The sequence below is a fragment of the Corynebacterium guaraldiae genome, from assembly GCF_053480195.1.
This window is the reverse complement of sequence record NZ_JBRBAU010000015.1, coordinates 29,045-44,255: the sequence shown is the minus strand read 5'-3', so window position 1 is coordinate 44,255 and position 15,211 is coordinate 29,045. Positions and strand designations below refer to the sequence as shown.

Here is a 15,211-nt window from a genome sequence, read left to right as displayed (position 1 = left end):
CTCCTTTTACTTGAGCAAGCGGGCGGCGTCCGTGGCGAAGTACGTCAGGATCTGGTCCGCGCCCGCGCGCTTGAACGCGGTCAAGGACTCCAGCATAACGGCCTCACCATCGATCCACCCGTTCTGGGCGGCTGCCTGAATCATCGCATACTCGCCGGACACCTGGTACACGGCTACCGGCACGGAGGAGCGCTCCACGGCACCGGCCAGCACATCGAGGTACGGCAGGCCAGGCTTAACCATGACGATGTCCGCGCCTTCCTCGATGTCCAGGTCCACCTCCAGCATGGACTCGCGGAAGTTGCGCGGATCCTGCTGGTAGGTGCGGCGGTCGCCCTCCAGGGAGGAGCCCACCGCATCGCGGAAGGGACCGAAGAAGGCGGAGGCGTACTTGGCGGAATAGGCCATGATGGCCACGTCCTCGTGGCCGGCCTCGTCGAGGGCCTCGCGGATGGCGGCAATCTGGCCGTCCATCATGCCGGAGGGGCTGACCATGTGCGCACCAGCGCGGGCCTGAGAGCGGGCCATGTCCTGGTAGAGCTCCACGGTTTCATCGTTGAGCACGCGGCCCTTGTCATCGATCACACCGCAGTGACCGTGCGAGGTGAACTCATCGAGGCAGGTATCCGCCATCACGATGAGGTCATCGCCGAACTCTTTGCGCAGCTCGGCAATCGCAACGTTGAGGATGCCCTGCGGGTCCCAAGCCACGGAGCCGGTTGCATCCTTGTCTCCCTCACGCGGCACACCGAAAAGGTCAACGCAGGTCACGCCGGCGTCAAGTGCCTCGTGGGCGGCGCGCTTGAGGGAATCCAAGCTGTGCTGCGCCACTCCCGGCATGGAGGGGATCTCGCGGGCTTCATCCAGACCATCGACGACGAACATCGGGAGGATGAGGTCGGAGGGGCGCAGCGACGTTTCCGCAACCAAGTCCCTAAAAGCCGGGTTCTGACGCAGGCGGCGGGGGCGGCGAGCAATGCTCATGAGTAAAAACTCTCCTTTGAGCTACGAGAAAATCAAAAGTACTTTCTCGACTCTAGTCGCCCCTAATCTGCCTTCCCAGCAGTGGTCGACGCCGACTTCTTGCGCGAGCGGCGCTTCTTGCGCGGAGCAGGCAGGTTGCCGGCGGCGCGGAGGGCGGCGACGTGGTCAGCGAGGGCGTCGACAAGCGTCGGCACATCCGCAACCTCCGGGACCACGTCCACGCGCAGCCCCACCTCCTCGGCCGCCGCCTTGGTGGAGGGGCCGATGCACGCGATGATGGTCCGGGCATGGGGCTTGCCGGCGATGCCGACGAGGTTGCGCACCGTCGACGGCGAGGTAAAGGCCACCGCATCGAAGCCACCGGACTTGATCATGTCGCGGATCTCCGCCGCCGGCGGGGCCGCGCGCACGGTGCGGTAGGCCACCACGTCATCGACTTCCCAGCCCAAGTCCAACAGGCCGTCCACCAGAGTCTCGCCGGCGATATCGGCGCGCGGCAGCAACACGCGGCCCACGGCGTCGATGTCCTCAACGTAGTTGGGGAAGACCTCCACGAGACCCTCGGCATTCTGCTTCCTCGCCGGCGGCAGAAGCTCCGGGACCATGCCCTTGGCGCGAATCGCATCGGCGGTCTTCTGCCCCACCGCCGCCAGGTGCACACCGGCGAAGTCGCGGGCATCGAGGCCGAGTTCCGCAATCTTCTTCCACACCGCGCTCACCGCATTGACGGAGGTGAACACGACCCACTTGTAGCGGCCTTCGACGATGCCCTTGATGGCGCGATCCATCTGCGCCGGGTTGCGCGGCGGTTCCACGGAGATAGTGGGCACCGACTGCGGAATGGCACCGTGGCCAGCCAGGCGGGCGCTCATCGCCGCGGCCTGCTCCTTCGTGCGCGGCACGAGCACGCGCCAGCCATAGAGCGAACGGTTCTCCCACCAGGAGTACTTCGAGCGATCATCAAAGCTGCGGCCCAGCGTGACGACGAGCTCGCCCGGCAGCTCAGCGTCGAGCTTGCCCAGCGTGCCCAGAGTGGTCTCGTGGGTGCGCTGCAGACGGGTGGTTCCGTGGACGGTGACGTAGGCTTCCGTCTCCGCGGGCATCCCGCGCTCCACCAGCTCGGCGGAAATCACCGGCAGGTCATCTGCCGTGGCCTGCAAAACCAGCGGCTGCGTCGCAGAGGCCAGCGCGTCCCAATCCGCACCTTCGGTGATGTCGGCCTCGGTATAGGTCGCACCGAGAGCAATACCTGCAAAAGACGGAACCGTCGAAGGCAGGGACATGCCCGGGACCACCTGGAATTCCATGCCCGCATTGGCCACGGCGGTGATTTCCGCCTTGATGGACTCGCGGTTGAGCGGGTTTCCGGTGACCAGGCGGATCACGTCGTGGCCCTCTGCGCGCTCGAGTGCTGCACGCAGTTGCTTGACGACGTCCCCCTCGACCTCCTCAAACACCGCCGCCGTCGGCGGGGCTGGGCGTGGCGGCTTGCGGCGCGCGCCCGCTTCCTTTGCGGCGGCGCAGATACGCTCGTACTCTTCCTCGGCGGCGTCGAGAAGCTCCTGCGGAACCGGCACTTGCTGCGCCACCATGTCGCGCACGCCTTGTGAAACGGCGGCGTCGGTCACAACGTTGGCGGTCGTCTCCAGAACCTCGCGGGCGCGAACGGTCAGCAGGTCGGGGTTACCTGGGCCGGCACCGACGAAGACGACTTTGCCCAGATCAGACTTACCCAGCTCAGGCTGGGTATCCGGCACGGCATTGCTCATAAGGTTCTTTTCTAGTTTGTGGATTCCGAGTGCCCCGGCGCCACGCGTGGCGGGCGCGGGAAATGGAGACAAGAAAGCCCCTCACTCGCGAGTTAAGGGGGCCTAAATCATTGCTCTCAATGATTGTGTGCTAGATACACACTAAAGGAAAAGGCCCCAAAGCAAAAATTACGTGCGATTACTCCGCTGCCAGGAGGTCTGCAGCTCCCTGCGCGAAGAGCTCCTTGGAGACCGCGCGCCCCAATTCTTCTGCCTCGCTGGCCTCGCCCTGGGCCTGAGCGATGAGCTGACGAGAACCATCGAGGGCGAAGACTCCGCCGCGCACGACCAGTTGCTCGCCTTCCCAGTGAGAGACCGCGGCAACCGGCGCGGTGCAGCCGGCTTCTAGCCGGGAGAGCACGGTGCGCTCGGCGCGGGTGGCGGCGGTGGCGGGGGCGTCGGCAAGCAGGGCAATGGCCTGTGCAGCCTCCGTTCCCTTCACTGCCTCGATGGCCAGCGCGCCCTGTGCCGGGGCGGGCATGAAAACCTCCGGGTCGAAGACCTCGGTGGCGCGATCGGCATAGCCCGCGCGCACGAGGCCGGCGTAGGCCAGGAGGACGGCGTCGAGCTCGCCACCGGTGACCTTGCCCATGCGGGTATCGATATTGCCTCGAAGTGGGCGAATGTCAAGGTCCGGGCGCAGCGCCCGCAACTGGCTGATGCGGCGCGGCGCGGAGGTACCTACGCGTGCGCCCTCCGGCAGCTCCTTGAGGGTCAGGCCATCGCGGGCGATAAGCGCTTCGCGGATGTCCTGGCGCTGCGGAACCACAAGGTCGAAGCGTTCGTCGGCAGCCGTGGGCAGATCCTTGAAGGAGTGCACCGCGATCTCGCACTCGCCGCGGGCAACGGCCTCACGCAGGGCCTGCGTAAATACGCCCACGCCGATGCGCTCCACGGGCGCCATGTTGACATCCCCCTGCGTGGTGACGATGTGCAGCTCTGCCTCATAGCCTGCCTGCTGCAGCCACTCCTGCACGTGCCCCGACTGCGTGGTGGCCAGGAGGGATCCTCGGGTGCCGATCGTCAACATCTATGCGTCCTTTTCTTCCTTAGTGCTTTCCGCGGCTTCCATCTGCGCGGCATCCGGCAGCTCCGCCACGTCAATGGCCACACCGCTGCCCTCTAGCTGGAGCCCAAAGAGTTCCTGCAGCGCGGTCTCGTGGCTCACCGTTCCGGAGTTGGCTGCGAGCTTCTTCGCACGAACCGTGGGCTCATGGAGCAGCTTATCTGCAACGCGCTTGAGAGCACGGTTGATGTCTCCCATCTGGCGCTCATCCAGCTCTGGGTGCTTCTGCTCCAGCCGCGCTACCTCGCACTGAACCAGGTTCGCTGCCCGCTTGCGCAGCGCCGATACCGCCGGGACGACGTCGCGGACGCGCTGCTCGGAAGCATAGGCTTCCAGCTCTTCATTGACGATGCGCCGCGCCTGCGCGTGGGGGCTGGTGCCGGCGGCAAGGTCAGTATCGGCCGCCTGCAAAGAATTACTCAGCCTCTCGATGTTAACGAGGTCGACCCCCTCGACATCTGCTACCGCATCATCGATATCGCGCGGCAAGGAGAGATCCACGAGCATGAGCTCGCGGTCGGCCACGTGGTAACGCTCGACGTCGGCCGCTGAAATGGTGAAATCCTGGGCGCCCGTGGCAGAAATCGCCATGTCCACATCGTGCAAAGCCTGGGCGCGGTGCGCGAACTCAACGACGTCCGCATAGACGCCCGCTTCATGGGCATGTTCCGCCACGCGCTGGGCGCGAGCCAGGGTGCGGTTCGCAATAACCAGGTGTGCTCCCAAGCGCCCCGCGTGGGTTGCCGCTAGCGAGGCCATTGCACCCGCCCCCAAGATCAGCACGCGCTTGCCGTCGAGATCGTCCGTGCCCATGCGGCTCAGGGCCTGATCGAAAGCGAAAGAGACCATGGAGGATCCCGCCTCATCGATCTCGGTTTCGGAATGCACCCGCTTGCCGGTGCGCAGCGCGGACTGGGCCAGCGCGTGGATACGCGGCCCGACGGTTCCCTGCTCGACAGCGAACTGATAGGCGGTACGGACTTGACCGATGATTTGCTGCTCACCTACCACCATCGAGTCCAAGCCCGAGGCCACCATCATGAGGTGCTCAGCGGCGGCGTCGGCATAGCGAACATAAAGGTAGGAGCGCAGTTCCTCCTCCCCCACGCCGGAGACTTCAGCGAGGTTGCGCACGACATCCTGCACGCCGGTGTGGAAGGAATTGGTAACGGTGTAGACCTCCAGGCGGTTGCACGTGGAGATAATCATCGCCTCGCTCAGCGAGCCTGCCGACACCATGGCCCGGCACGTATGGTTCTGCACGGTCTCGTCCATGCTCAGCTTTTCCAGCAGCGCCACCGGCGCCGACTGATGCGACATGCCCACGACGAGCACACTCATGCACTACCCTCCAGTTGTTTATCATCCCTTTGGATGACATAGATCATCCAAAAGACTACTAGCCTTCTGCTTGTTTCCGAAACTCGCGGGAACGCCGAAGAAAACTACTGCGCCAGCGCCTGCGCTAGCTCCTCGTTGTCCACTTCCCAACAGGAGAATTCCTCCCCATCAATCACTACAACGGGGACGCGATCACCATATTCCATGGCCAGCTCCGCATCCTCATCCACCGTGCGCACGTTAAGCTCCGCACCAGCCTGCTGGACCACCGGAGTAATCTGCTCGAGCACTCGCGCGCAGGAGCCACACGTAGTACGCACCATCAGCTCGACGACGTGGGACATAGAAACTCCTCGATAGGACGTAGAACGGTTCGCGGTTTACTATGGACACGTTAGTCTGCCCGCCCTATGAAAGCTGAACTCGTGCCCCTCCCCCTGCCTCCCGGTATGCCCGATTCTCCCCGCGAGTTCCTTGCCAACTGGACCGCAAGCAGGGGAAACCTACGTAACTTCTTGGAGCAACAGGCCTTTGCCCCGCTGGGTGAGGAGCACCAGCGGGCGGCAGGTGAGGCATCGGCAGCTGCGGCGGTGGAACATCTCTTTGGCATTGACCTGGATGCGTTTTCCTCTGGCGTGGATTCCGTCCGGGGATCCTTCGAATCGGCGGGTTCACGCTCCATCACTGAGCCCGACCCAGACATCCCCCAGGACGTTGGCGCCGCCGCCTTCTTCGACGTGGATAACACGTTGATCCAAGGCTCCTCGCTCGTAGCCTTCGCGCTGGGGCTTGCGCGCCGCCGCTACTTCAAGCTTTCTGAGATCCTTCCCATCGCGTGGAAGCAGCTCAAATTCCGCGTCTCCGGTTCGGAGAATGCCGCGGACGTAGCCGCCGGGCGCGTGCAGGCGCTCGAGTTCGTCAAGGGCCGCTCGGTGGATGAGATGGTGGCCCTGTGCGAGAGCATCGTGGACCAATCCATGGCACGCAAGGCCTACCCGGGCACGAAACAGCTAGCCCAGATGCACCTCGATGCCGGCCAGCAGGTATGGCTGGTTACCGCAACCCCCGTGCAGCTGGCGCAGATTCTGGCGCAGCGTTTCGGTTTCACGGGTGCGCTCGGCACCGTGGCGGAAGTAAAAGATGGCCGCTTCACCGGCCGCCTCGTGGGCGATATCCTCCACGGCTCGGGCAAGAAGCACGCCGTGGCAGCACTGGCTACCTTGGAGAACCTCGACCTTGAGCGCTGCACCGCCTACTCCGACAGCTCCAACGACGTCCCGATGCTCTCCATGGTGGGAACCCCCGTGGCCATTAACCCGGATTCCAAGCTGCGCGATATCGCGGAGGAAAAAGGCTGGCTCATCCGCGACTACCGCTCCGTGCGCAAGGCCGTGCGCACCTATGGCCTCCCGGCGCTGGCCACCGCGCTCTTTTCCTATGGAAGCTGGCGCATGGTGCGCCGCTAGCTACTGTTCTGCTGCTTGGTGCGCAGCATATCCATGCACATGACCGCACCGATGAGCCCCGCATGCTGCTGCGGGTCGAGCCCCGGCGCGATGCTGAGTTTGTAGGTATTCTTCCCGGCTAGGAACCGTCCCACGCCCGACCACTCGTTGCGCACTTCCGCTAAGGGCTGCCCTTGGCTGTTGATCTGGATATTCCAATCCCAGACATCGCCTTCGATCTCAATCTCTGGGAAGCCCTCCATCTCCAAGGTCAGGCGCGTCTTCAGCAGGGAGAACTTCTTGGTCACCACCGCCATGGGCTTCTCGACGCCCGGCAAATACACCTCATACGTATCCCGCACGAAGTTCGGCGGATCCTTGATCACCATGAGCGGTTGCTGCGGATTGCCCTGCTCATCCGTGAAGGCAACCTCGAGGCTGCGGGAGGCATTGAAGAACATGTCCTTCATGCTCGACGACTGCACGATGGTGCCCACGGACACGCCTTGTTCATCGGCGATCAGGAACTGATCCTGCATGAAGGACTTTGTCTGTGAGATAACCAGGTTGTCAAGGGTCAAGAGTCTAGGCAACATAGTTCGCCATCATACGTACGCAGCGGACTCCTGTGGGGCCGGAAGATATGAGACTTTCCACCTAATACAAAGAGGGCGCTTGTATGTCTCAAATACCTCGAGGAAACACCTACATTCCCCAGGTCATAGTAGATGTCCGGGGCGTGTTTTATAGTGCACATAGAACATACAAGCGACACCATAAACCCGGGGGACACCGTGAACACCACCACTCAAACCGCCTACTTTTCCCATATGAACCCCGACTGCGCCCTCGCCGTGGAGCGCAGCGCCGCCCGCCGCGCGGACTATCGCGCATGGGTAGCTGCCATGCCAGATCTCGATGAGGATTTTGATGTTGCGTGCCAGAGACTCGTCGCCAAGCTCGGCGTCGGTGACTACACCGTGAGCGAATGCTGCCTGGCCGTGCACCGCCTCACGGAGCTACCGCAGGTCAAGGCCCTGCAGGACAGTCAGTTTCTGCTGGATATGAAGGCGCTCATCACCATCGACCGCACCCTGACGAAGCTGGGCAAGCTACCTCCGGAAACGCTCGCGCTTATCGACGATGCCCTGATCGATTACTTCACCCCCACCTCCCCGAATCAAGTCTTCCCTACACCGGCGCAGATTGGGCGCAAGGTGCGCGATATTTGCAAGAGCATCAATAAAGCTTTTACCTTCCGCGATTCGCCGAAGAAGGACTCCTATACCTTTACCGATACTGGCGAGCGCGGCATCCTTGAGCTCGACACGGACAGTGCCACGGGGATGATTCTGGATGGCTACATCAAACAGGCGGCGAAGGAGAACGGGCTCTCGCAGGCCGATGCCCTAAAGAAGCTCATCGCCGGCAGCATCTCTCCACCCGCGACCATCATTCTGCACACCTACCAAGCCAGTGATATCGACAACGCTCCCACCTTCGTCCAAGGGTATGGATGGACATCGCAGGACATGCCCGCCACACGCACGCGCGACCTGTCCTCGCAGCCGCCGGAATCAGCCAGCTACATAGCTTCAGAGCTCATCCGCAAATATGTGGAAGGCCGCGATGGCACCTGCCACGCTCCGGGCTGCAATCGGCCGGCCTACCTGTGCCAGATGGACCACCGCATCAACTATGCCGACGGCGGCGCCACGCACCCGCGCAACCTGGCCAGCCTGTGCCAACACCATCACAATATGAAAACTGATGGGCGCGCGCACTACATCATGGACCCGCACACCGGGGATATGGTGTGGCTCTACGAGGATGGGACGTGGGCCACGACGGAGCCGACCGGCCCGCTGGCAAAGAAAGCGAAGCGTTGGGCACAGACGGTAGCCCAGAAAATCACGGCCACCCGCGAGCGCGCCCAAGAGGAAGCTGTCCAGCAGGAAGCTAAGGAAGCGCAGGCCGCTGCCAAGGAACCCCACACTCCAAGCGCACCGCAGGAAGACATTCCGTTCTAAGCGGCTCCGTCGTCTAAAACGACGTCGTGTGAAACGACGGAGAGGTCGTCTGAAATGACGGATAGAAAGGAGAATAGATAGCAGAAACTCCCCGCCACGATCCTAAAAAGGACCATGCGGGGAGTTGCAGGCGAAGCTTTACTTGCCCAGCTTACGACGCTGAACGCGGGTGCGGCGCAGCATCTTGCGGTGCTTCTTCTTGGACATGCGCTTGCGGCGCTTCTTGATGACAGAACCCATAGCAGGTTTCCTCACTTTCGGTATCAGTACGTACGTAACCCGGCCGGCAACGCCTGGAACAAAACCACCCACGGTGCACTCGAGGCGGTCCCCGCGAAACAGGGAGACGCAGGCATGCCAGTGCCGAAACGAATGTTCACTATCTTACCTAGCGGCCTGCCCAGCACCAAAACTAAGGGCAGCGCCCACCGCCGTGGACCGCGAGGGGTCCGCAGTGGTGGGCGCTGCCAGAAAGAGGTGAACGCTAGGCTCCGTATACGGAAGCCTCAAGGTATTCCTTGACGGCGGATTCGTGAACGCGGAACGAGCGTCCCACGCGCACGGCCGGCATGTCACCTGCATGAACCAACCTGTAGACCGTCATCTTGGAGACACGCATGATCTCCGCAACTTCGGCGATGGTCAGGAAAGTTCCCTTATCTTCATTCGTCATAGTTTATTTAACCCTTCAGCACGTGACGCGCTGTAGGCTTCCCCTCCCACAGGACTATCACGCACGCGCTCCTGCCAGCTTAGCGTGAAACCTGTGACTAATGCGACCCAAGAGCTAATTTTTTCCTCTTTCGCACCGCTGCTGCCCTTCAAGCCCGTGTGGCAACACGTGCCACAGGGCTCCCAGGGCGACGGGAAGTTTTAGGCAAGTTCCTGCGCACGCTGGGTGCAGGCTTCAGCGGCTCGGAAGAACGCACCCCGCAGGCCAGACTCCTCGAGCTCGCGAAGAGCGGCGGCAGTGGTTCCCCCCGGGGAGGTCACCCCTGCGCGCAAAGCAACCGGATCCTTGCCGGATTCAGCCAGCATCGTTCCGGCGCCTTGTGCGGTGCGGGTGGCTAGCTTCTCGGCAACATCGCGGGTGAGGCCGAGCTGCACGCCGGCGTCGATCAGCGCCTCCGTGACTAGGAAGTAGTAGGCGGGCGCGGAGCCGGCTAGAGCGGTAGCAGCATCGATGTGCTTCTCCTCAATGACAGCAACCTCGCCGACAGCCTCCAGGAGCTTGACCACGCCGTCGAGATGCTCCTCCGTCACGTGGGTGCCGCCCGCGCAGGTGCACATACCCTTGCCCACCAACATGGGGGTGTTCGGCATGACGCGGACGACCGGCACGCCCTCCCCAGCGGCCTTCTCCAGGGTCTCGAGAGTTAAGCCGGCTGCCATGGACACAACCACGGCCGTCTGTGGGATGTCGAGGCCCTCAAGAAGCTCCACGATGGCATAAGGCTTCACGCAGGCGAAGATGTAGTCGGCGCCGTCGATAGCCGCGGGGTTAACGCTCGTGACGCTGACGCCGTACGCGCTCTTCAGCTCCTCGCCGCGCTCAGTGCGGCGGTTGGTCACCACGATGTCCGCGGCATCATAGCCCGCATGCACCAGCCCAGAAACGAGGGCTTCGCCGATTTGTCCTCCACCAAGTACTGCAATTTTTGTCATGCTTTCCAGGGTGCCAGAAAGGCCAGGACGCGGCCACCAATCAACAGGGCTGCTCGCACGCTATCCTCACACATGCAAAAGGCATCTGCCAGAAGGCGTTTTCTGCCCTGAAGATGCCATTTACAGCAGGATAGATGGCGTTTTCAGGGGCAAAGATACCTTCTGGCAGATGCCTTTGAGAAGATGCCTTTTGGGCTGGTGCTTACATCACCACGAGCAGCGGGCCAAAGGTCAGCACGAGACCGGCCACGGCTGCGAGGAACATGGACAAACCGTCGCGGCTCGTGCGGAGTGCGTGGACGATTCCGACGATGACGCCGGTGACAACAACACCGAGTACCACGACGACCAAGCGGTCAAAGCGGTCCCAGAGAATCTCAAAGCCCTTGAACACGATGGCGCCGAGCACGATGCCCACGAGGGCGAGCAGGACGACGGCGAAGGGGTTGAGCTTGCCCTCGTCCTCCTCGTCATAGTCCTCGTCGTACTCTTCAACATCATGGTCGACTGCCTCGAGTTCACCCGTGGTAAAGGTGTCATCCTCGGCCTTGTCATCGACTTTGTCGTTGGCCTTTGGCTCAACCTTTTCCTCGGTCTTCAGCTCAGCCTTTGACTCGACCTTTGACTGGGCCTTGTCTTCAGCCTTCTTGGGCTCGTCCTTGACCTTCTGGATTACGCGCGTGTCCTCGTCAGAGGGCTGGGAAGGCTTGGACTCAGATTCGGTTGGCTTCTCCGCAGGGGCGGCGGAGTGAGACTTATCAGCGTCCTTCTGCGGGGCCTCCTGCTGAGGTGTCTCTTGCTGAGGCTTCTCCTTCTTCTCCTTCTTCGGCGCAGGAATAACCGGGGCCGGCTCATCGATGGAGACACTCGAGTGCTTAGCCTCCGCCGGAGTTGCCTTGACCTTTTCGAGATTGCCGGTCAGCTCCGCAACCGAGATGCCGCCTTCGTCAAGGCTCCGGCGATGGCGGCGCGAGCTCTTCTCCTCGCCAGATCGGTCCTTCGCGTTACGGGCCAGCAGCTCCGCAACTGTCAACTGTTTCTTGTCAGCCACGTTTCTTTCCTATTCCAGTCCCTTATCGGTACGGCGCAAAATGACACCTTCTCGGAGAGCCCAGGGGCAGATCTCCAACTTTTCGATTCCCAGGGCACGCATGCTCGCCTCCGCCACTAAAGCGCCGGCGACGATCTGATGCGATCGGGTAGAACTTACACCCTCAAGGTCCGCCCTGTCAGCTGCAGTCATACGGGAAATGAAGGAAATCAGCTGACGCAGGCCCGGCGCAGTGAGCGTGCGTTTCACATAGGGGCCCGCCGAAGACGGTGCAGCACCGGTCAATCGAGCCAGCGTGCGGAAGGTTTTCGAGGTACCCACGGCCAACCCGGCAGGGCCCAGCGCGCGCATTTTATCGGCGACGCCGGCCAGTTCCGCATCGATGTAATCCCGCAGCAGGTTCACCTTGGATTTTTCTGGCGGGTCGGTATCGAACCAGTTGTGAGTCAGACGGCCCGCTCCCAAATCGAGGGAGAAAGCCATTTCCGGATGCTCGTCGGTACCGGTGGACAGCTCCAGCGAGCCACCACCGATGTCGAGGTTGGTAATGCGGCCAGCGGACCAGCCATACCAACGGCGAGCGGCCAGGAAGGTCAACCGAGCTTCCTCCTCGCCCGACAAGATCTCGAGGCGGACGCCGGTTTGTTTCTCAACTTCGTCGAGAACCTTGGCCGAATTAGTGGCCGAGCGCACGGCAGAAGTAGCAAAGGCAATGAACTCGTCACAGCCCAGCTTGTTGCCCAACTCAGCGGCTTCACCCACGGCGGAGATGAGCTTCTTCATGCCCTTCTCATGGATGTTGCCGTCTTTGTCTAGCTGTTCCACCAGACGCAGCGGGGTTTTCCAATCGCTCATCGGCGAAGGCCGCCCACCGGTTGCGGCATCGACCGCAACGAGGTGGACGGTATTACTTCCGACGTCTAATACACCTAATCGCACGCCTCTACAGTAGTAGGTCTACCGTGGGTAGGTGTGAATCGCCCGAAATCAAAAGAAGTTTACCTGGGTTTTCCGGCCTCCTCCCCCGCGGCGGCTTCCATTATCGCCGGCCGCGAAAAGGCCCCCGACTTCCCCAGAGAGTGGTTCGAATTTACGGATCCGCACGATCCACTCCACGTCTTTTCCATCGACCTGACCTGGCTCGAATCGCACTATGCCTGCCAGTTTGGGACGGAGAGGTGCCACGGCATCGATAAGCAACAGCCCGACGTCGGCTGCTGCGTGCACGGCGCATACATGGCCGATGAGACGGATCGAGAGCAGCTTCGCGACGCCGTCGCCCGCATGCCCGCACGTTTCTGGCAGCACCGCCCAGAGGGGGTAGATGGGTTCCTGAAGCACGGTGAACCCGAGGAACTGGAACCGTGGCTGGAGTGGGATGAGCTCGACGGCGATGATGGCGAGCCGGAACCGGCGCTGAAAACGCCGCTTGTCGACGGCGCCTGTATCTTCGCCAACCGCGCCGGCTGGTCCACGGGCGCGGGCTGCGCTATCCATCAGTGGGCGCTCGACGCGGGGGAAGAGCTCACCGTGGTCAAGCCCGAAGTGTGCTGGCAGCTGCCGATTCGCCGGCACGAAGACTATGAGGAGCGCCCCGACGGGGAGGAAATCCTACGCACCACCATCGGTGAGTACGACCGCCGCGGATGGGGCAACGGCGGCGAGGACTTCGATTGGTATTGCTCGGCCGATCCCTCGTGCCACACCGCGGAAGAACCGCTATGGAAGTCGCAGAAGACCGAGCTGATCGCGCTACTCGGCGAGGAGTGCTACGAAATCCTGGCCAAGCACTGCGAGGCCCGGGCGCGCTCCGGAGTCGAGTTCCCGCGGCACCCAGCGGACCCTCGCGCTTAAGCCTCGAACTTGTAGCCCAGTCCGCGCACCGTCACGAGCTGCTGCGGGTGGGAAGGCTCGGCCTCGATCTTGGAGCGGAGGCGCTTGACGTGGACGTCGAGAGTCTTTGTGTCACCCACGTAGTCCGCGCCCCAAATACGGTCGATGAGCTGACCGCGGGTCAGCACGCGCCCCGAGTTGCGCAGCAGGTACTCAAGGAGATCAAACTCCTTGAGCGGCATGGAAACCGGCTCACCGGCGACAAGCACGGTGTGGCGCTCCACGTCCATGCGCACGCGGCCGCCTTCCAGAATCTGCTCGTCGGGCTCCTCTTCACCGTGATCGGAAGAGGCATCGTTGCCGCGGCGCAGCACCGCGCGGATGCGGGCGATGAGTTCGCGAGAGGAATAGGGCTTGGTCACGTAGTCATCTGCGCCCAGCTCTAGCCCCACGACCTTGTCAATTTCAGAGTCGCGCGCGGTCACCATGATCACCGGCACGGAGGATGTCGCGCGCAGTTGCTTGCACACGTCCGTTCCGGACATGCCCGGCAGCATGAGGTCCAGCAAGACGATGTCCACGTGGTTCGCTGCGAACTGTTCTAGCGCGCTGGGCCCGTCCGGGGCGAGGAGAACGTCGAATCCCTCCTTTCGGAGGAGGAAGGCGAGGGGATCGGCCAGCGACTCTTCATCTTCAACGATGAGGATGGTGGTCATTGCGCTTTATCCTTTCGACGAGCGGCTACGCGCGCCACGGCGCGCTGTAAACCAGGGGCGGCGGAGCTGACGGCCCCGTCTTCTATATTATCCCGATGAATAAGATTATCTGCTGGCTTTTCTTCCGCGTAGATAGGGAGCTCGATTGTGAACGTCGAGCCAGTTCCGGGGCGTGACCACAGTTTGATATTGCCACCGTGATTAGCCACGACATGCTTCACAATGGCCAGACCAAGGCCGGTTCCACCGGTCTGCCGGGACCGCGCCTTATCCACGCGGAAGAAGCGCTCAAAGACCCGCTTCTGGTCTTCCGGGGCAATGCCGATGCCACGGTCGGTGACGCGGATGTGGACGACCTTTCCGCCGACAACCTTCTGCGTGACCGACACCGGCATCTCATCCGGCGAATAGTGGATGGCATTTGAGATGAGGTTGGAAATCGCCGTGACCAAGAGGGACTTGTCCCCCATGACCTGGACCCCCTCGGAATCACCGCGGGTGAGCTGATTGTGGTGGGAATCGGCGGCAAGCTGGTTGCGGGTAATGGCCTCATCGATGATCTCATCGAGATCGAGCGGCTCCATTTCCGGGAGCGCCTCCGCGCCCTGCAGTTTAGACAAGGAGATGAGCTCGCTGACCATGTCGGCCATACGCGCCGCTTCCTTCTGCACCTTGCTGCCGAAATACTCGACGTGCTCGGGATTCCCGGTGTCCTCAAGGAGGGCCTCAGCCAGCAGCGCGATGCCACCCACCGGGGTTTTCAACTCGTGGGACACGTTGGCCACGAAGTCACGGCGGGCGGATTCCATGCGCACCGACTCGGACTCATCGGTGCCGTAGACGATGACGAAGCGATCGTCGTTCAGCGTCAGCGGCTGGACCACCGCACGCACCTGAATCACGCGATTTCCGGTGCGCCGCTTCGGGATAGAAAGGTCCAGCGTTCGGGTCTCTTTATCCTCGAAAACCTCCTGCGCAACTTTCCACAGATCGGGGTTCACCGCCCGGTCGTGCACCATCGACATCTCATGGGAGGCAGGGTTAGAAAAGATGATCTCTTTGGAGCGCGAGAGCACGGCCATCCCGGCTGGAGAGCCGGACACGGCGAGGTGCAAGACCTGGCTAACGCTGGTGACCTGGTTCGCATCCGCATCACGGACGCGGCGGCGTACCAGGCGCTCGCGGACCCGGGTAATCACCGGTATGGCCAGGCCGCAGGCCACCACGCCGGCCAGGAAAGCTAGTACCAGTTCCACAATCATTCACGCCCCT

Annotated in this window: 16 protein-coding genes; 3 read left to right on the top strand and 13 right to left on the bottom strand. The window is 62.3% G+C overall.

All coding sequences use genetic code 11. From position 1 onward, the window contains the following. Window positions 1-6 precede the first annotated feature (6 nt). The 5 genes from hemB to ACUY3D_RS11050 form a co-directional block, all read right to left on the bottom strand. Window positions 7-984 (bottom strand): porphobilinogen synthase, encoded by a 978-nt coding sequence (hemB, locus tag ACUY3D_RS11070; RefSeq protein ID WP_269948796.1) that lies wholly within the window; start codon window positions 982-984, stop codon window positions 7-9. Between the two features lie 62 nt (window positions 985-1,046). Continuing rightward, the gene (locus ACUY3D_RS11065; RefSeq protein ID WP_269948797.1) at window positions 1,047-2,753 is read right to left on the bottom strand and encodes a bifunctional uroporphyrinogen-III C-methyltransferase/uroporphyrinogen-III synthase; all 1,707 of its coding nucleotides are present in this window, start codon (window positions 2,751-2,753) and stop codon (window positions 1,047-1,049) included. A gap of 178 nt (window positions 2,754-2,931) precedes the next feature. Further along, window positions 2,932-3,822: a hydroxymethylbilane synthase gene (hemC, locus tag ACUY3D_RS11060; protein WP_070533958.1), complete on the bottom strand. Its 891-nt coding sequence runs from the start codon at window positions 3,820-3,822 to the stop codon at window positions 2,932-2,934. After that, window positions 3,823-5,199, bottom strand: coding sequence for a glutamyl-tRNA reductase (locus ACUY3D_RS11055; RefSeq protein WP_154736755.1), 1,377 nt, complete (start codon window positions 5,197-5,199; stop codon window positions 3,823-3,825). Between the two features lie 104 nt (window positions 5,200-5,303). Further along, on the bottom strand, window positions 5,304-5,543 hold the full coding sequence (locus tag ACUY3D_RS11050) for a glutaredoxin family protein (RefSeq protein WP_070533963.1): 240 nt from the start codon (window positions 5,541-5,543) through the stop codon (window positions 5,304-5,306). Window positions 5,544-5,609: 66 nt separating this feature from the next. Between ACUY3D_RS11050 and ACUY3D_RS11045 the strand changes: the two genes are divergently transcribed. Continuing rightward, a complete protein-coding gene (locus tag ACUY3D_RS11045; protein WP_230310910.1) occupies window positions 5,610-6,665 on the top strand; it encodes an HAD-IB family hydrolase in 1,056 nt (351 codons plus the stop codon). Here ACUY3D_RS11045 and ACUY3D_RS11040 read toward each other — a convergent pair. After that, complete coding sequence (locus ACUY3D_RS11040) at window positions 6,662-7,240, bottom strand: LURP-one-related/scramblase family protein (protein ID WP_269948798.1); 579 nt, start codon at window positions 7,238-7,240, stop codon at window positions 6,662-6,664. The two genes, ACUY3D_RS11045 and ACUY3D_RS11040, sit on opposite strands and share 4 nt — an antisense overlap. A 198-nt stretch (window positions 7,241-7,438) precedes the next feature. Here ACUY3D_RS11040 and ACUY3D_RS11035 point away from each other — a divergent pair, with 198 nt between their 5' ends. Continuing rightward, window positions 7,439-8,674, top strand: a complete 1,236-nt coding sequence (locus ACUY3D_RS11035) for an HNH endonuclease signature motif containing protein (RefSeq protein ID WP_448241117.1) — start codon at window positions 7,439-7,441, stop codon at window positions 8,672-8,674. A 138-nt stretch (window positions 8,675-8,812) separates the two neighbouring features. On the opposite strand, the gene ACUY3D_RS11030 is transcribed toward ACUY3D_RS11035, so the two are convergent. From ACUY3D_RS11030 to ACUY3D_RS11010, 5 genes are all read right to left on the bottom strand, one after another. Then, window positions 8,813-8,914 carry a 30S ribosomal protein bS22 gene (locus tag ACUY3D_RS11030; protein WP_003855542.1) on the bottom strand — a complete coding sequence of 34 codons (102 nt, stop codon included), beginning with the start codon at window positions 8,912-8,914 and terminating at the stop codon, window positions 8,813-8,815. A gap of 244 nt (window positions 8,915-9,158) precedes the next feature. Beyond that, entirely contained in the window at window positions 9,159-9,347 is a 189-nt protein-coding gene (locus tag ACUY3D_RS11025; protein ID WP_010189818.1) for a helix-turn-helix domain-containing protein, read from the bottom strand. 200 nt (window positions 9,348-9,547) lie between these two features. Then, entirely contained in the window at window positions 9,548-10,339 is a 792-nt protein-coding gene (proC, locus tag ACUY3D_RS11020) for a pyrroline-5-carboxylate reductase (protein WP_070521108.1), read from the bottom strand. Between the two features lie 202 nt (window positions 10,340-10,541). After that, the gene (locus ACUY3D_RS11015; protein WP_070521111.1) at window positions 10,542-11,390 is read right to left on the bottom strand and encodes an Rv0497 family membrane protein; all 849 of its coding nucleotides are present in this window, start codon (window positions 11,388-11,390) and stop codon (window positions 10,542-10,544) included. Between the two features lie 9 nt (window positions 11,391-11,399). After that, the gene (locus ACUY3D_RS11010) at window positions 11,400-12,329 is read right to left on the bottom strand and encodes a Ppx/GppA family phosphatase (protein ID WP_083306442.1); all 930 of its coding nucleotides are present in this window, start codon (window positions 12,327-12,329) and stop codon (window positions 11,400-11,402) included. Between the two features lie 33 nt (window positions 12,330-12,362). Between ACUY3D_RS11010 and ACUY3D_RS11005 the strand changes: the two genes are divergently transcribed. Continuing rightward, a complete protein-coding gene (locus ACUY3D_RS11005; protein ID WP_269948802.1) occupies window positions 12,363-13,244 on the top strand; it encodes a DUF3109 family protein in 882 nt (293 codons plus the stop codon). Here the strand turns inward: ACUY3D_RS11005 and ACUY3D_RS11000 are convergent. Continuing rightward, on the bottom strand, window positions 13,241-13,939 hold the full coding sequence (locus tag ACUY3D_RS11000) for a response regulator transcription factor (RefSeq protein ID WP_070521121.1): 699 nt from the start codon (window positions 13,937-13,939) through the stop codon (window positions 13,241-13,243). The genes ACUY3D_RS11005 and ACUY3D_RS11000 overlap by 4 nt on opposite strands. Further along, window positions 13,936-15,201: a sensor histidine kinase gene (locus ACUY3D_RS10995; RefSeq protein WP_070521124.1), complete on the bottom strand. Its 1,266-nt coding sequence runs from the start codon at window positions 15,199-15,201 to the stop codon at window positions 13,936-13,938. The genes ACUY3D_RS11000 and ACUY3D_RS10995 overlap by 4 nt, the downstream gene beginning before the upstream one ends. Between the last annotated feature and the right edge of the window lie 10 nt (window positions 15,202-15,211).

Excerpts from the sequence above, each read along its gene's own strand:
- hemB (WP_269948796.1), bottom strand. The coding sequence starts at position 984 with ATGAGCATTGCTCGCCGCCCCCGCCGCCTGCGTCAGAACCCGGCTTTT.
- ACUY3D_RS11065 (WP_269948797.1), bottom strand. The coding sequence starts at position 2,753 with ATGAGCAATGCCGTGCCGGATACCCAGCCTGAGCTGGGTAAGTCTGAT.
- hemC (WP_070533958.1), bottom strand. The coding sequence starts at position 3,822 with ATGTTGACGATCGGCACCCGAGGATCCCTCCTGGCCACCACGCAGTCG.
- ACUY3D_RS11055 (WP_154736755.1), bottom strand. The coding sequence starts at position 5,199 with ATGAGTGTGCTCGTCGTGGGCATGTCGCATCAGTCGGCGCCGGTGGCG.
- ACUY3D_RS11050 (WP_070533963.1), bottom strand. The coding sequence starts at position 5,543 with ATGTCCCACGTCGTCGAGCTGATGGTGCGTACTACGTGTGGCTCCTGC.
- ACUY3D_RS11045 (WP_230310910.1), top strand. The coding sequence starts at position 5,610 with ATGAAAGCTGAACTCGTGCCCCTCCCCCTGCCTCCCGGTATGCCCGAT.
- ACUY3D_RS11040 (WP_269948798.1), bottom strand. The coding sequence starts at position 7,240 with ATGTTGCCTAGACTCTTGACCCTTGACAACCTGGTTATCTCACAGACA.
- ACUY3D_RS11030 (WP_003855542.1), bottom strand. The coding sequence starts at position 8,914 with ATGGGTTCTGTCATCAAGAAGCGCCGCAAGCGCATGTCCAAGAAGAAG.
- ACUY3D_RS11025 (WP_010189818.1), bottom strand. The coding sequence starts at position 9,347 with ATGACGAATGAAGATAAGGGAACTTTCCTGACCATCGCCGAAGTTGCG.
- proC (WP_070521108.1), bottom strand. The coding sequence starts at position 10,339 with ATGACAAAAATTGCAGTACTTGGTGGAGGACAAATCGGCGAAGCCCTC.
- ACUY3D_RS11000 (WP_070521121.1), bottom strand. The coding sequence starts at position 13,939 with ATGACCACCATCCTCATCGTTGAAGATGAAGAGTCGCTGGCCGATCCC.
- ACUY3D_RS10995 (WP_070521124.1), bottom strand. The coding sequence starts at position 15,201 with ATGATTGTGGAACTGGTACTAGCTTTCCTGGCCGGCGTGGTGGCCTGC.